This window comes from Streptomyces sp. NPDC048584 (assembly GCF_043199595.1).
Classification (GTDB): domain Bacteria; phylum Actinomycetota; class Actinomycetes; order Streptomycetales; family Streptomycetaceae; genus Streptomyces; species Streptomyces edwardsiae.
In genome coordinates, this window is the sequence record NZ_JBICWF010000001.1 from 903,925 (window position 1) to 919,203 (window position 15,279).

At 71.5% G+C, this 15,279-nt stretch carries 11 protein-coding genes and 1 pseudogene; 7 read left to right on the plus strand and 5 right to left on the minus strand.

The genetic code is table 11. The features are described 5' to 3' along the window. Positions 1-11 precede the first annotated feature (11 nt). The 4 genes and pseudogenes from ACGFR9_RS03800 (at position 12) to ACGFR9_RS03815 (ending at position 4,204) form a co-directional block, all read left to right on the plus strand. The gene (locus ACGFR9_RS03800; RefSeq protein WP_393202610.1) at positions 12-1,310 is read left to right on the plus strand and encodes a DUF6271 family protein; all 1,299 of its coding nucleotides are present in this window, start codon (positions 12-14) and stop codon (positions 1,308-1,310) included. Continuing rightward, positions 1,268-2,470 (plus strand): annotated as a pseudogene (locus tag ACGFR9_RS03805) (type III PLP-dependent enzyme); the annotation flags it as partial. The gene ACGFR9_RS03800 and the pseudogene ACGFR9_RS03805, both read left to right, overlap by 43 nt. Before the next feature lie 75 nt (positions 2,471-2,545). Beyond that, entirely contained in the window at positions 2,546-3,004 is a 459-nt protein-coding gene (locus ACGFR9_RS03810) for a GNAT family N-acetyltransferase (protein WP_393202776.1), read from the plus strand. A gap of 6 nt (positions 3,005-3,010) precedes the next feature. Then, positions 3,011-4,204, plus strand: a complete 1,194-nt coding sequence (locus tag ACGFR9_RS03815; RefSeq protein ID WP_393202611.1) for an MFS transporter — start codon at positions 3,011-3,013, stop codon at positions 4,202-4,204. A gap of 329 nt (positions 4,205-4,533) precedes the next feature. Here ACGFR9_RS03815 and ACGFR9_RS03820 read toward each other — a convergent pair whose 3' ends face one another. Beyond that, entirely contained in the window at positions 4,534-5,277 is a 744-nt protein-coding gene (locus ACGFR9_RS03820; RefSeq protein WP_393202612.1) for a FadR/GntR family transcriptional regulator, read from the minus strand. A gap of 103 nt (positions 5,278-5,380) precedes the next feature. On the opposite strand from ACGFR9_RS03820, the gene ACGFR9_RS03825 reads away from it, so the two are divergent. Next, a complete protein-coding gene (locus tag ACGFR9_RS03825; protein ID WP_393202613.1) occupies positions 5,381-7,117 on the plus strand; it encodes an IlvD/Edd family dehydratase in 1,737 nt (578 codons plus the stop codon). Between the two features lie 36 nt (positions 7,118-7,153). Further along, complete coding sequence (locus ACGFR9_RS03830) at positions 7,154-8,341, plus strand: fumarylacetoacetate hydrolase family protein (RefSeq protein ID WP_393202614.1); 1,188 nt, start codon at positions 7,154-7,156, stop codon at positions 8,339-8,341. A gap of 51 nt (positions 8,342-8,392) precedes the next feature. Here the strand turns inward: ACGFR9_RS03830 and ACGFR9_RS03835 are convergent, their stop codons facing one another. The 4 genes from ACGFR9_RS03835 to ACGFR9_RS03850 are packed head-to-tail and all read right to left on the minus strand — an operon-like array spanning position 8,393 to position 13,914. Beyond that, the gene (locus tag ACGFR9_RS03835; protein WP_393202616.1) at positions 8,393-10,810 is read right to left on the minus strand and encodes a beta-glucosidase; all 2,418 of its coding nucleotides are present in this window, start codon (positions 10,808-10,810) and stop codon (positions 8,393-8,395) included. Continuing rightward, positions 10,807-11,703, minus strand: coding sequence for a carbohydrate ABC transporter permease (locus tag ACGFR9_RS03840; RefSeq protein ID WP_393202618.1), 897 nt, complete (start codon positions 11,701-11,703; stop codon positions 10,807-10,809). Before ACGFR9_RS03840 ends, ACGFR9_RS03835 begins: the two co-directional genes overlap by 4 nt. A 1-nt stretch (position 11,704) precedes the next feature. Then, positions 11,705-12,607 (minus strand): carbohydrate ABC transporter permease, encoded by a 903-nt coding sequence (locus tag ACGFR9_RS03845; RefSeq protein ID WP_393202620.1) that lies wholly within the window; start codon positions 12,605-12,607, stop codon positions 11,705-11,707. Then, positions 12,604-13,914, minus strand: coding sequence for an extracellular solute-binding protein (locus tag ACGFR9_RS03850; RefSeq protein WP_393202622.1), 1,311 nt, complete (start codon positions 13,912-13,914; stop codon positions 12,604-12,606). Before ACGFR9_RS03850 ends, ACGFR9_RS03845 begins: the two co-directional genes overlap by 4 nt. 304 nt (positions 13,915-14,218) lie before the next feature. Between ACGFR9_RS03850 and ACGFR9_RS03855 the strand changes: the two genes are divergently transcribed. Further along, the gene (locus ACGFR9_RS03855) at positions 14,219-15,247 is read left to right on the plus strand and encodes a LacI family DNA-binding transcriptional regulator (RefSeq protein WP_393202624.1); all 1,029 of its coding nucleotides are present in this window, start codon (positions 14,219-14,221) and stop codon (positions 15,245-15,247) included. Positions 15,248-15,279: the final 32 nt, after the last annotated feature.

Below are 15,279 nucleotides of genomic sequence, written 5' to 3' on the forward strand. Positions count from 1 at the left end.
GGGGAACCGACATGGACCGGATATGCCTGAGCCTCCCGACCAACCGGGAGTGCTCCGCGACCATCACCGCCATGGGGGCGGAAGCCGCCTACGCCGCACAGAACTTCGGCGTCGAGGTGCGGCTGCTGATCCTGGACTCCTCCGACGAGCGGACCCGCGAGGCCCACGCCCGTACGGTCACCGCCCTCCCCGAGGTGCCGGGCGTCGTCGTGCACCACCTCGACGAGGCGGCCCAGCGGGACTTCCTGCGCCGCGCCGTCGACGGGGCCGCGCTTCCGGAGCCGGATCGGGTCCTCGACCTGATGCTCCCGGAGAAGCTGTCGTACGGTGCCTGCACCAACCGGGCGTTCCTCCTCGCGGCGGCACTCGGCTGCCGTTCGGTGCACCGGCGCGACTCCGACTGCGACTACCAGGTCTTCGACGGCGAGCCCGTCTACCCGATCCACCACGAGCTGGCCTCCCTGAGCAGGCCCGCCGCCGAGGCGAGTGGCCAGGTGACGGAGGTGTCGCTCGACCCGGCGATCGCGCACCGGCCCGTGTCGATGGTGGGCGCCTCGTTCATCGGCGAGCTCTCCGTCGACATCGGCGGCATCCAGGAGCTGGACAAGGAGGTGTACGACGAGGTCGTGGGCCTGTGGGCACCCGGCCACTGGTCGGCCGAACAGAGGCGTGAGCTGGTCGAGGACTCCTTCAAGGGCGCCGGGATGCTGCCCTTCACGGGCGACCGCTCGACGCTGACGCTGGTCGACCCGATGCGGGTCGACATGTCCAACATCGCGTTCGACCGGGGCGTGTACGAGCGGCTGCCGCTGCCGCCCGCCACCGACACGATCGGCAGCGACTACTTCCTCATCCACGCCGTGTACGACGCCGCCCTGCCCGGTGTCCTGCACAACCGGCACATCGAGAACTACTACACCGGCGAACGCCGCACCCATGCCGGATTCCTGGCGTACCAGACACGGTTCGTGAAGTTCCTGCTGTCCATGCTCTATCTGCACCACGTCTACGAGCGGATGGCCGGCGCGGGCGACACGCTGCTGGACGAGAGCGGACGCCTCGACCCGGTGCCGTTCGCCGCGTTCCTCGCCGAGAGCGTGCGCCTGGACCGTACGGAGAACGAGCGGCGCCTGGACACGGTCGCGGCGGCCTACGGCCGACTCGGCGGAAAGTACGCCGAGTTCGCGCGGGTGATGACGGCGGACCGGGAGCGGCTGCTGGACGAGGCCGCGCTGGACACCGAGGACTTCGTGGTGCTGATCGGCGCCTGGGAGGCCCTCGTGCACGCGAGCCGGGGCGCGCTCCGGTGAACGCGGCCCTGCGCGCCGCCCTCGCGGCCGGCACCGAGGACGCGCTCGTCTACGACCTCGACGGGATCGCCGGCCAGTACGACGCGCTGACGGCCGAACTGCCGGGTGTGGACGTGCGGTTCGCAATGAAGGCGTGCCCCGTGGAGGAGGTGCTGGAGCGGCTGGCGCGCTGTGGCGCCGGTTTCGACGCGGCGAGTCCCCGGGAGATCTCCGGGGCGCTGGCGACGGGTGTGCCCGTGCACCGGATCCACTACGGCAACACCGTGAAGTCGGACCGGGACATCGCGCGGGCGTACCGGCTCGGTGTCCGGGACTTCGCCACGGACAGTGTGGAGGACGTGGCGGCGCTGGCCGAGCACGCGCCGGGTGGCCGGGTGTTCTGCCGGCTGGCGACCAGCGGCGAGGGCGCGCTGTGGGGGCTGAGCCGTAAGTTCGGATGCTCGGCGGACGACGCCGTACGGGTGCTGACGGCCGCGCGGGACGCGGGGCTGGTCCCGTCGGGGCTGTCGGTGCACGTCGGGTCGCAGCAGATGACCGCCGAGGCGTGGCAGCAGGCGTTCGTGACGCTCGCCGACGTCCTCACGGCGCTGCACGGCCACGGGATCGTGCCGGACCATGTGAACCTCGGCGGCGGTCTGCCGGCGCTCGGCTACTTCGACCGGCGGGGTGAACGGCTCGACCCTCCGCTGGACAAGATCTTCGCCGTGCTCCGGGAGGGCATGGAGCGGCTGACCGAACTGTCGCCCCGGCCCCTGGAGTTCGTCATCGAGCCGGGGCGCCATCTGGTGGCCGACCACGGCGCGATCCGGGCGCACGTCGCCCGGCTGACGTCCCGGTTCGGGCCGGACGGGGAGCGGGAGCACTGGCTGTATCTGAGCTGCGGCAAGTTCAACGGCCTGTACGAGATGGACGAGGTGCGCTACCCGCTCGTCTTCCCGAGCCATCCGGACCCGGCCGCCGCCGGTCTGGTGCCGGTCGTGGTGGCGGGTCCCACCTGCGACAGCGACGACGCCTACGCCCATGAGCACCGGCGGGTGAGGGTGCCGAGTGCGGTCGCGTCGGGCGACCCGGTGTGGGTGATGTCCGCCGGCGCGTACGCCGCCAGCTATACGACCGAGGGCTTCAACGGCTTCGGCCCGCTCCCCCGCGTCTGCGTGGGCGGTGACGGCCCCGACGTGCGGATACGCCGGATCGCCGAGGACGACTGGCCGCGCATCGCCGCCCTGGAGGCCGAGGTGTACGCCTCGGCCTCGCTGTCCGAGGGCGTCGAGGCGCTGCGGTCCCGGGGGCGGGTCTCCCCGGGGACGTGTTTCGTCCTGGAGGCCGGTGACCGGGTCGCCGGCTATGTGCTCGCCCTGCCCTACCCCCGCTTTCGGTACCCGGATCTGTCCCGGCCGGAGGAGCGGGCGTACGACTCCCGCAATCTGCATCTGCACGACCTCGTGATCGCGGACGATCTGCGCGGCAGGGGGCTGGGCAGCAGACTGCTGCGGCAGCTCACGGTGACGGCGGCGCGGTCGTCCTTCGAGTGGATCTCCCTGGTCGCCGTCGGCGGCACGGGCGGCTTCTGGTCCGGGCACGGCTTTGGGCCCGAACCGGCGGTCGAGCTCCACGGAGAGTACGGCGACGGCGCCGTCTACATGTCCTGCCCGGTCCAGTACGACCGCTCCGGCGGCCCGGAAGAGGGGTCCTGAACGCCCATGCTGCCCACCCTCGGCGATTTCCGCCGTGACCAACTGGCGATCGCCACCCTGTTCTTCTTCCTCGGCTTCCAGTACGCCACCTGGGCGTCCCGGCTGCCCGCTCTCAAGGACCGCTTCGATCTGAGCGGCACGGAAGTGGGGCTGCTGCTGATGGCCGCCGGGGTCGGGGCGGCGGTGTCGTTCCCGCTGGTCGCACCGCTGATGGCGCGGCTGGGGGCGCGGCGGCTGGCTCTCTTCTCCGCGCTGGGCCTCGCGGCGGTGCTGCCCGTGCTGGCCGTGACGGACAGCTATCCGCTCGCTCTGCTGGTGATCCTGGTCGACGGAATCGCCGTCGGCTGTCTGAATGTCGCCATGAACGCGCAGGGTGCGGCGCTGGAGGCCCATTACGGGCGGGCCGCGATGGCCCAGTTGCACGCGACGTTCAGCGGAGGGTCGCTCGGGGGCGCGCTGCTGGCCTCCGGGGTGAACACCGTCACGCACTCGGTGACCGCGCACTTCGCGGTGGCGGCGGGGGTGGGGGTGCTGCTGCTGGCGGGGTCGAAGCCGCGGGTGCTGGCGGACGCGCCGTCCTCCCCGGACACCGCCGTGAAGGAGGAGAAGAAGGGGCTCAGTAGTGTGTCCGGTGCCTCGCGCGCGGCGCTCGTCCTGGGCTGTGCCATGGTGTTCGGCACGGTCGTCGAGGGGGCCATGAACGACTGGTCGGCGCTCTATCTGACGGAGGAGACCGGCGCGTCGGGCCGGCTGGCGCCGCTGGGGATCGCCGTCGTCTCCGTGATGATGGTGCTGGCCCGCCTCCTGGGCGACGGCTGGCGGAACCGCTGGGGCGACCCGGTCATGGTGCGGGTGGGCAGCACGATGGCCGGCACCGGTCTCGCCCTCGCCCTGCTGGCCGGCGGTACCTGGCCGGCGCTCATCGGCTTCGCCTGCGTCGGCCTGGGCATGGCGACGGTGACGCCCTGTCTCTATGTCGCCGCGGCCGCGGAGGGTCCGGGCGCGCTGGCTCTGGTCGCCGCGATGGGCACCACGGGCCTGCTGGCGGGCCCCGCTCTGATCGGTTTCATCGCCGGCCGCACCGATCTGACCACCGGCATGGCGGTGGTCGCGGTCTGCGCGGTCCTGGTGGCGGTGTGCTCCCGCTGGGTCGGCTGGAAGACGGAACCCGCGAAGACCGTGCCGGTCGCCGCGGAGTAGCGCACTCGCTCCGGAAACACGGGAGAGGGCCCGGGTCACGACGACCCGGGCCCTGTCTTCGTCGTCGTCTCGGCCCGCCGCGCGGCAGGCCGCTCGACGCGGGTGGCCTGTGCCCCGTCGTACAGGCCCGATCGGTCACCACGGCTCGTGGAGAGCGTGGTCGCGACGCCGACGAACCGCACCGCTTCTGCCGGGTCACCGGCGGTACGCTCCGGCTGGACTCCGACCCGCTGTTCCCCGACGCCCGCGAGGGCGAGGACGACGGCACGCGTGGGGGGGGGCGTACTCCACCGTCGCCGGGGACGACACGGCGTCGCGGCCCTGACGGGTCAGCCGGCGTCGTCCGGTGTTCCGGGTGACCGGGCGATCTCCTCTTCGGCGGATTCGATGATCGCCAGTACGGCGGCCGCGGCCGCCTCGGGATCGCGGGCCTCGACGGCCCGCACGACGGCGCGGTGCCCCGGCAGCGAGGCCTCCACCGCGCCCGGGGTCCGGGTGCTGACGACGAAGCTGTGCTCCAGCGCGATCTCGACGGCGCGGCCCAGTGAGCCGAGGAGGCGGTTGCCGCCGGCGTCGAGCAGTGCCCGGTGGAAGGCGATGTCGGCCTCGACATAGCCGCCGCGGCCCGGCGCCGCCGCCGCGGCCTCCATGGCGGCCAGGGCCTCGTACAGGGCGCGCACGTCGTCGGGGCCGGCCCGCCCGGCGGCGAGCCGGGCCGCCTCGGGCTCGATGATCCGCCGCAGTTCGCCCGTGTCGCGCAGCAGGGCCGTGGCGTCCCCGGCCTGTTTCCAGCGCAGTACGTCGCGGTCCAGGTGGTTCCAGTGCTCCGGCGCCAGCACGCGCGTACCGGTGCGCGGCCGCACACGCAGCATCCCCTTGGCCACCAGGGACTTGACAGCCTCCCGCAACACCCCGCGGCTGACGCCGATCTCGGCCGCGAGGACGTCCTCGACCGGCAGCGGGTCCCCCGGCCCCCACGCGCCGCCCACGATGCGCCGGCCGAGCTCGTCGGCCACGCGCTGGTGCAGGGTCCGGAAGTCCACCACGATCTCCGTTCGCCCTCTGGACGCCATTCATCGAATCATTTAATGATTGAGTCACAGGGTAGGGCCAACGGGCACGCGCCCGCCGGCGCCCTACCCCGCAACGGCCGGCACCGACGCCACGGGAGTCCCTATGACCGACGGTACGAGGACGGACCGCCGCAGTCAGGCATGGTTCGGCGCGAAGGGCCGCAGCGGGATGGTGTACCGCTCCTGGATGCGCAACCAGGGGTTCGGACACGAGGTGTTCGACGGGCGTCCCGTCATCGGCATCGCGACCAGTGCCTCGGAACTCGCCCCGTGCAACGCCCATCTGACGCGCGTCGCCGAAGCCGTCAAGCGGGGGGTGTGGCAGGCGGGCGGTCTGCCGTTGCAGTTCCCCACCATGGCCACCGGCGAGACGCTGATGCGCCCCACCGCCATGCTGTACCGCAACCTCATGGCCATGGAGGTCGAGGAGCTGATCCGGGCCAACCCGCTCGACGGTGTGGTGCTGCTGTCCGGCTGCGACAAGACGACCCCGGCCATGCTGATGGGCGCCGCCAGCGTCGACCTGCCCGCCGTCATGGTCACCGGCGGGCCCATGCTCAACGGCAAGTACCGCGGGCAGGACGTGGGATCCGGCACGCATGTGTGGAAGTTCGAGGAGGACCTGAAGACCGGCCGGATGACCGAGGAGGAGTGCTTCTTCGCCGAGGGATGCATGGCCCGTTCGAACGGGCACTGCATGACGATGGGGACCGCCTCGACGATGGCCTGCCTGGCCGAGGCGCTCGGCATGCAGCTGCCGGGCTCGGCCGCCTGGCCCGCCGTCGACTCCCGGCGGATGGAGACGGCGCAGGAGGCGGGGCGGCGCATCGTGGGGATGGTGGAGGAGGAGCTGCGCCCCTCGCGGATCCTGACCCGGGAGGCGTTCGAGAACGCCGTACGGGTCAACGCGGCCATCGGCGGCTCCACCAACGCCGTCATCCACCTCATCGCCATCGCCGGACGCGTCGGCGTGGAACTGGGCCTCGACGACTTCGACGAGCTGGTCCGCGCGGTGCCGACGCTGGTCAACCTGATGCCCAGCGGCACCTACCTCATGGAGGACTTCTGCTACGCGGGCGGGCTGCCCGCCGTCCTGGCCGAACTGCTGGCCGGCGGGCTGCTGCACGGGAGTCCGGTCACGGTCACCGGGCGCACCGTCGCCGAGGACACCGAGCACGCCGAACGCTTCGGCTCCGACGTCATCACCCCCCTCGGCGCCCCCTTCCAGCCCGCCGGTACCGGAATCGCCGTCCTCCGCGGCAACCTGTGTCCCGACGGCGCCGTGATCAAGCAGTCCGCCGCGTCACCGCATCTGCTGACCCATCGCGGCCCCGCGCGCGTCTTCGACTCCCCGGAGGCGTACCACGAGGTGGCCGACGACCCGGACCTCGACATCGACGAGAACACCGTCGTCGTGATCCGCAACGCCGGCCCCAAGGGCTACCCCGGTATGCCCGAGGTCTCCAACGTGCCGCTGCCCGCCAAGCTGTTGAAGGCCGGTGTCACGGACATGGTGCGTGTGTGCGACGGCCGGATGAGCGGCACCGGCTACGGGACGGTGGTCCTGCACGTGGCGCCCGAGGCCGCCGTCGGCGGACCGCTCGCCCTGGTGCGCGACGGGGATCCCGTCGTCCTCGACGTCCCGAACCGCAGCCTGCGCCTGGACGTGGACGACGCCGAACTCGCCCGGCGCCGGGCGGCGTTGACGCCGCCCACCGAGCGGCACACCGGCGGCTACACCTGGCTCTACACCCAGCACGTCGAACAGGCCGACCGGGGCGCCGACTTCGGCTTCCTGCGCGGAGGCCGCGGACACGAGGTCCCCCGTGACTCCCACTGAACCCGTCCCCCCCTCGCCTCCAGGAGAGCATCGATCGTGGAACCAGCGGCGGCACGCCCCCGTCCGGTCCTCACCGCCGGCTCCGTCCTTCCCGAGGACGCCGGCCGGGCCGCCCTCGTCGCGCGCGTCCACGACCCGGAGGGGGACGGGCCGTGTGTGGCCGCGGTCCGCGGCGAGCACGTCGTCGACCTGACGGCTCACGCACCCACCGTCTCCGACCTGATGGAACGCGACGACGCGGCGGCCGTCGTCCGCGATGCCGACGGCGGACGCGCCTGGCTCCTGGACGATCTGCTGCGGGCCGTGCCGGGCCGCCGTGACATGCCGCGGCTGCTCGCCCCGGTCGACCTCCAGGTGATCAAGGCGGCGGGCGTCACCTTCGCCCGGAGCCTGCTGGAACGCGTCATCGAGGAGCGCACGGGCGGCGATCCGGCGCAGGCCGCGCGAGTGCGGGCCCGCGTCGGGCAGGTGGTGGGCGGCAGGCTCGACGGGGTCCGCCCCGGATCACCGGAAGCGGCCAGGGCCAAGGAACTGCTCGTCGCCGAAGGGCTGTGGTCGCAGTACCTGGAGGTCGGGATCGGGCCGGACCCGGAGGTGTTCACCAAGGCCCCGGTGCTGTCCGCGGTCGGCACCGGCGCCGACATCGGCGTACTCGGTTCGTCCGTGTGGAACAACCCCGAGCCCGAGGCCGTCCTCGTCGTGGACTCGCGCGGGCGGGTACGCGGCGCGACGCTCGGCAACGACGTCAACCTCCGGGACGTCGAGGGACGCAGCGCCCTGCTGCTGTCCCGGGCGAAGGACAACAACGCCTCCTGCGCCATCGGCCCGTTCGTCCGCCTGCTCGACGACGGCTTCGGCCTCGACGCCGTACGCGGGCTCCACATCGGCCTGCGGATCGACGGCCCGGACGGCTATGTACTGCGGGGAAGCAGTTCCCTGCGCGAGATCAGCCGCGACGTGCTCGACCTGGTGGCCGCCACACAGGGCGCGCACCATCAGTACCCGGACGGCTTCGTCCTGTTCACGGGCACGCTGTTCGCCCCGACCGAGGACCGGCGGACGCCCGGCGGGGGCTTCACCCACGAGTACGGCGACGTCGTACGGATCTCCAGCCCGCCGCTCGGCGCCCTGGTCAACACCGTCGTGGCCAGCGAGGAGGCCGCGCCGTGGACGTTCGGAGTGGGAGCGCTGATGCGCAGCCTCGCCCGGCGCGGCCTGCTGTGATGCCGGCCGGGGGTGCGCGCCGCCCCTGACGTGCGCCGCGCAGCCCCCGGTTCAGGTGATCTGCGGCTCCTTCACGATCGTGGCGTACAGGCGCCGCGTGTGGTCCACGTGGCGTTCGGCTCCGGTCAGCGCGACCCTGGCCGTCAGGCGCGGATCCGTGCTGGAGGCGGACAGCCGCAGCTCCAGCTCGCCCGGTTCGACGATCCGCCGGCCGTCGCGGCCGGTGAAGGAGGCGAGGTCCGCCGGGACCGTGACACCGAGGCGCCGGGCCTCGCCCGGCTCCAGCGCGACCCGGGCGTAGCCGACGAGACGCTGCACCGGCTGGACGACGGAGGCGACCGGGTCGTGCAGATAGAGCTGGACGACCTCGGTGCCGGGCCGCCCGCCGGTGTTGCGGACGGTGAAGGAGAGGGCGAACTCGCCGTCCGTCGGCGCCTCCTGGACCAGCACCAGCAGATCGGTCCAGTCGAACCGCGTGTAGGACAGGCCGTGGCCGAAGGCGAACGCGGGGGTCGGGTCGATGCTGGACACCTGGGTGGCGTGCGCGAGCCGCGCCCCGAGGTAGGTGCCCGGCTGGGAGCCCGGACCGCGCGGCACGCCGACCGGAAGACGTCCGGAGGGGCCGACCCGGCCGCTGAGCACCCCGGCGATCGCGTGCGTGCCCTCCTCACCCGGGAAGAAGGACTGCACGATCGCCGCGGACTCCGCCACGGCGCGGCCGAGGGCGTACGGCCGTCCGGCGAGCAGCACGGTGACCACGGGGGTCCCGCAGTCGAGCACGGTGTCGAGCAGTTGCTGCTGCGCGCCGGGCAGGGCCAGCGTCGCGACGTCGCAGCCCTCGCCGCTGGTGCCCCGGCCGAAGAGTCCGGCGCGGTCACCGAGCACCACCAGGGCGACGTCCGCCTCGCGCGCCGCCCGTGCGGCCTCGTCGAGGCCGGAGAGATCCCCGTCGTCGACGCCGGTGCCACGGGCGAACGTGACCTCCGCGTCGGGGAACTCCGCGGCGAGGGTCTGGCGCAGGGTGGGCAGCTCGATGCCGAGGGGTGTCCCCGGGTGGCGGACTCCGATGTGCTGGGGGAAGGAGTAGCAGCCGAGGACGGCGACGGGTTCGTCGGCGTTGGGGCCGATCAGGGCGATACGGCGTGGACCGGCGAGCGGCAGGGTGCCGTCGTTGCTCAGCAGCACGACGGCCTCCTCCGCGAGCGTACGGGCCAGTGCGCGGTTCTGTGGCCCGTCCAGGTCGATCCGGCCGCGCAGGGTCTGCGGATCGTCCGGGTCCGCCCCGTCGAGCGCCTCCGGCACGAGGCCGCGGTCCGGGTCGAGCAGGCCGAGCATCACCTTCTGGGTGAGCACCCGGCGCACGGCGCGGTCGACCAGCTCCTCCGGGACGCGGCCGTCGGTGACGGCCTCGGTCAGGGGTGCGCCGTAGGTCCTGACGTTGGGCAGTTCGACGTCGATGCCGGCGCGCAGTGCCGTACCGGCGGCGTCCGCCCAGTCGGCGGCGACGCCGTGCAGGGTCTTCAGGAAGGCGATGGCGAAGTAGTCGGCGACGACGGTGCCGTCGAAGCCCCAGGTGTCGCGGAGGAGTTCGGTGAGCAGGGTCTCGTCGGCCGCGGAGGGCATGCCGTCGGTGTCGGTGTAGGCGTTCATCACGGACCGGGCTCCGCCGTCCCGGACCGCCATCTCGAAGGGTGGCAGCAGGACGTCGGCGCGCTCGCGCGGACCGACGGAGGAGGGGGCGAGGTTGCGTCCTGCCCGGGAGGCGGAGTAGCCGGCGAAGTGCTTGAGGGTGGCGACGATCCCGGCGGACTCCAGGCCCTGGACGTAGGCGGTGCCGATGGTGCCGACGAGGTACGGGTCCTCGCCGATGGTCTCCTCGACCCGGCCCCAGCGGGCGTCGCGGACCACGTCGAGGACGGGTGCGAGGCCTTGGTGGACGCCGACGGAGCGCATGTCGCGACCGATGGCGGCGGCCATGCGCCGTACCGTGTCGGGATCGAAGGTGGCACCCCAGGACAGCGGGACGGGGTAGGCGGTGGCGCCCCAGGCGGCGAAGCCGGCCAGGCACTCGTCGTGCGCGAGAGCGGGGATGCCGAACCGGTTCGACGCGACGATGCGGCTCTGGGTACGGGCCAGGGAGAGCGCGCCCAGGGCGGGATCGACCGGGACCGTGCCGAAGGGCCGGGTGAGCTGGCCGAGTCCGGTGGGCAGGAGCGCCTCGAGATCGACGGGCTCCTCCATGTCGTGCTGGTGCGGGGCGACTTCACCGCCCTCGTCGGAGGCGCCCACCCACACTCCGTACAGCTGGGCGGTCTTCTCCTCGAGGGTCATCGCGTCGATCAACGCGTCGACCCTCGCGGTGACGGGGGCCGTGGGGTCGTTCCAGAGGGGGTTCGCGGGGGTGTTCTCTACGGCCACGTCGGCGTTCGCTTTCCGGTGGGCGAGTGGGTCCGTGCCTGCGCCGGTCATCGGCCGAACCCCGCGGTCAGACCGCTCAGCAGCTGGCGGCGTCCGAAGGCGTACAGCACCAGGACGGGCAGGGTGGTGAGGACGACGGCGGCGAGCACGGCGGGGACATTGACCCCGTACTGGCCCTGGAAGGTCCACAGGGCGAGCGGCAGGGTCCGGCGTTCCGGGCTCTGGGTGAGGACCAGCGGCAGCAGGAACCCGTTCCAGATGGTCAGTGAGTTGAAGATGGTCACGGTGAGGATGGCCGGCCGGGTGAGCGGCGCCGCCAGCCGCCACAGCGTCGTCCATTCGGTGGCGCCGTCGACCCGCATCGAGTCGAACAGTTCCTTGGGCACGTCGCGGATGAAGTTCGCGAGCACCAGCACGGACAGCGGGATGGCGAAGGCGATCGACGGGAGGATCAGCGCCGGCAGACTGTCGTACAGACGCAGTTTGATGATGATCAGGTAGACCGGGATCACCGTCGCCTGCAGCGGGATGGCCAGCCCCATGAGGAACAGCCCGTTCACGGCACGCAGGACCCGCATGCGCCAGCCGCGGACGATCGCGTAGGCCGCCATGAAGGAGAACACGACAGCCGGCACCACGGCGCCGGCTGTCACCACGACGCTGTTCAGGAAGTAGCGCAGGAAGTCGGACTCGACGACCAGCCGGTAGTTCTCCAGTGTCGGGTCGCCCGTCGGCACCAGCGGGTTGCTCGCGTAGTAGCGGGTGCGGTCCTTGAAGCTGGTGATGAGGGTCCAGTACAGGGGTACGGCGACGATTGCGAGCCAGAGCCATCCGGCCAGCCCCCCGCCCCAGTTGGGCCGGCGGACCGACGGGCGGGAGCTGGGCCGCTCCTCCCGGTGGGCGGCCTTGTGCGGTCCGCGCGTCAGGGTCGGCGTGGTGGTCATGTCAGGCCCCCTCGAGTTGGCTCGCGCCCGCGTCCCGGCCTCCGAGACGGCGCAGCAGCAGGGCGAGGGCGAGGCCCACGAGGACCAGGATGACCGCGATGACGCTGGCCGGTCCCATCAGGCTGGCCTGGAATCCCCGCTTGTACATGTCCAGTGCGAGAACCCGGGTGGCATCGCCGGGGCCGCCCTCGGTCAGGACGAAGATGAGGTCGAAGAAGGTCAGCGACCCGACGACCATCAGCGTGGACGAGGTGATGACGGTGTACTTCAGCTGCGGCAGGGTGATGCTGAAGAACTGCCGGACCCGTCCGGCGCCGTCCAACTGGGCCGCCTCGTAGAGGGACTTGGGGATCTGCTGAACACCGCCCTGGTAGATCAGGGAGTGGAACGGGACGAACTGCCAGGAGACGACGAAGACGACGACCCCGAACGCGAGCCACGGCCGGCCCAGCCAGTCCTGGCTGAGCGCCTGGATCTTCAGCCCGGCACCGAGACCGAAGTTGGGGTCCAGCAGTGCCTCGTAGGCGATCGCGATCGCCGCGGAGCTGAGCATCAGCGGGACGAAGTACACCACGCCCAGCACCGCGCGGTAGCGCTGGCGGCCGGCCAGGAACGTGCCGAGCAGGATGCTCAGCGGCGTCTGCACGATCCAGGACACCGCCATCACCAGGAACGTGACCCACAGGGCGTGCGGCAGTCCGGGGTCGGTGAGCACCGCACGCCAACTGGTCAGTCCCGAGGGGCGGATGGCGCCGATACCGTCCCAGGTGGTGAAGCTCAGGGCGAAGACGCCGATGAGCGGGACCACGGCGAAGCCGACGAAGACCACCAGCGCGGGCACCGCCAGCCACGGCAGGACGCTGCGCGGCTCACGACCGCGCGGCCGGCCGGTGAGTGCGCTCATGCGCCGGTGACCGCGTTGAGGTTGCCGGCGAACTGCTGGGGTGAGATGGACAGCTGGAACAGCTTGACGATGTTGTCCAGCAGGGTCTCGGCGGCCGTCGGACTGAGCGCCTGGTCCCAGGACTGCACGAACACCTTGGCCTTACTGGCGATGTCGTACGTGAACTGGAGGAAGTCGGCGTTCTCGGAGGCCGCCAGCAGTTTCTCCGTGCCCAGCCGGATCGGGACCGACCCGTTGCCGATCCACTTCTTCACCTCCTCCTCCTGGAGGATGCCCGTGGCGAAGAAGTCCTTCGCGGTCTTCTTCTGCGCGGCACTCGCCTTCGAGGAGATGGACAGGTACTGGGCGGGATTGCCGACCGTGTCGCTCTGATCGCCCTTGCCGCCCTCGACGGGCGGGAAGGTCATGTAGCCCAGCGAGCCGCTGGAGACGAAGTCCCCGCCGTCGGTCTGCTGGATGCCGTACGACCAGGCGCCGTGCAGCATCATGGCGGCCCGGCCGGTGTAGAGCAGTGCCTGATCGGCGTTGGAGTCCGCGGTGATCGAGGAGAAGCCCTTGACGAACCCGTCGGCCTTGACCAGGTCCTGGAGCTTGGTCAGCGCCTTGATGGCGTCCGGGTGGGACCAGGCGTTCTTCTCGCCCTCGATGGCGGCCTGGAAGACCTCGGAACCGCCGATGCGGTCGAAGAGGAACTCGAGCCACATCATGTTCGTCCACCGGGACTGGCCGCCCAGGGCGAACGGCGCTATGCCCTTCGCGTTGAACCTGGGCACCAGCGCCATGATGTCGTCCCAGGACTGGGGTGGTTCCACCCCGACCTGGTCGAACACCCTGTTGTTGTAGTAGAGGATGATCGGCTGGACGGTCTCGCACGGCATCGCGTAGATCCTGCCGTCGACGGTCGCCGCGCCGAACGAGGACGGGAACAGTCCCTTCTTGAGCTCGGAGTGCTCGTCGAACCACGAGGTGAGGTCCTCGACCTGGTCCGCCTCCGCGTAGGCGCGCAGTGTCCCGCCGCCCCAGCCCCAGATGACGGTGGGCGCCTGTCCGGCACCGATCGCGGTCTTGATTTTCGTCTTGTACGCGTCGTTCTGGTAGGTCGTGTCGTCGATCTCCCTGTCGGGATGGGCCTTGTTGAACGCGTCGACGGCGCCGGCCCTGACTCCTTCCTGCGGCTGCCCGTTCAGGTACCAGTACGTGGCACCGCCGCTCTTGCCGGGTCCTGACGAGCCGCCGCAGCCGGCCAGGGCCGCGGAGACCGGCACACCGGCCGCCAGACCGAGGAGGGTACGTCGAGAGAGCGCCATGATGTTCTCCGCACTCGAGAGCCGTCGGCTTCTCGTGAGTCATGGTGAAAGGTTTTCGAAAATTCCTTCTTCTTGCTCTGGTGGAGCAAGCTAGGTTTCGACCTGATGCGGTGTCAATACGTGTGCAGTCACATAGCGGTGCGGGCGGAAAATCGGTACAGCCTGGGTGATCAAGCCGAACCGGAGGAGCCCGCCAGGCTTCGAAACTGTTTCGAAAGGGTCCGGATCAAGGCGGTGATGACGTGATGGCGACGGGCTGACAGACTGTCGGTGCAGGTCATACCGGCCCAGCCGAGAGGAAGCGATGCGACCGAACGCCAGACGCACCACGTTGGCGGACATCGCCCAAGCGGCCGGGGTCTCCGTCGCGACGGTGTCCAAGGTGGTCAACGGCCGCGGTGACGTGGCGCCGCACACCCGTGTCCGTGTGCAGGAACTGCTGCATCGGCACGACTACCTCGCGCCCGTGTTCCGGCACACGGAGGCCGTCGAGAACCCGACCATCGAGGTGCAGTTCCAGGGCGGCCTCAAGTCGTACGTCGCGGAGACCCTGGAGGGCATCGTCGACTCGGCCGCCGCGTCAGGGGCCTCGGTGGTGGTCAGCAAGGCGTCCAGCGCCCCGCACTGGGCCCGGGACCTGGTCTCGGCCGGGCGCCGCGCCGTCATCGCGGTCACCAGCGTGTACACCGCGGCCCATCTCGGCGAGCTGGCCCGGTCCGGGCTGCCGCTGGTCGTGCTGGACCCGCTGCATCTGCCGGACAGCCGGGTCAACAGCGTCGGGGCGACCAACTTCGCCGGCGGTCTGTCCGCGACCCGGCACCTGCTCTCCCTGGGCCACCGCCGCGTCGCCTATCTCGGCGGACCGGCCATGGCCGTCTGCAACCAGGCACGTATGCACGGCTACCGCGCCGCCATGGAGGCGGAAGGAGCGCGGGTACCGGACGGCTACGTCCGGCCGGGAGAGTTCACGTACGAGACCGGACTGCTCGGCGCCACGGCGCTGCTGGACCTGGAAGAACCTCCGACGGCGGTCTTCGCGGGGAACGACGAGATCGCGCTCGGCGTCATCGAGACCGCTCGCGCCCGGGGCCTGCGCGTTCCCGAGGACCTGAGCGTGGTCGGCTTCGACGACACGAGCCTCGCCCAGATGTCCTCACCGCCCCTGACCACCGTGCGCCAGCCGCTCCGGGAGATGGGCGCCGCGGCCCTGCGCACCGCCCTGCGACTCGCCAACGGCGAGAAGGTCGAGTCCCACCACATCGAGCTCGCCACCGAACTCGTGGTACGCGCCTCGACGGCACCGCCCCGCGAGGAGACGCCCGCGCACGGGTGAGCACGGACGACGGCGTGCCGGTCCCGGGGCCC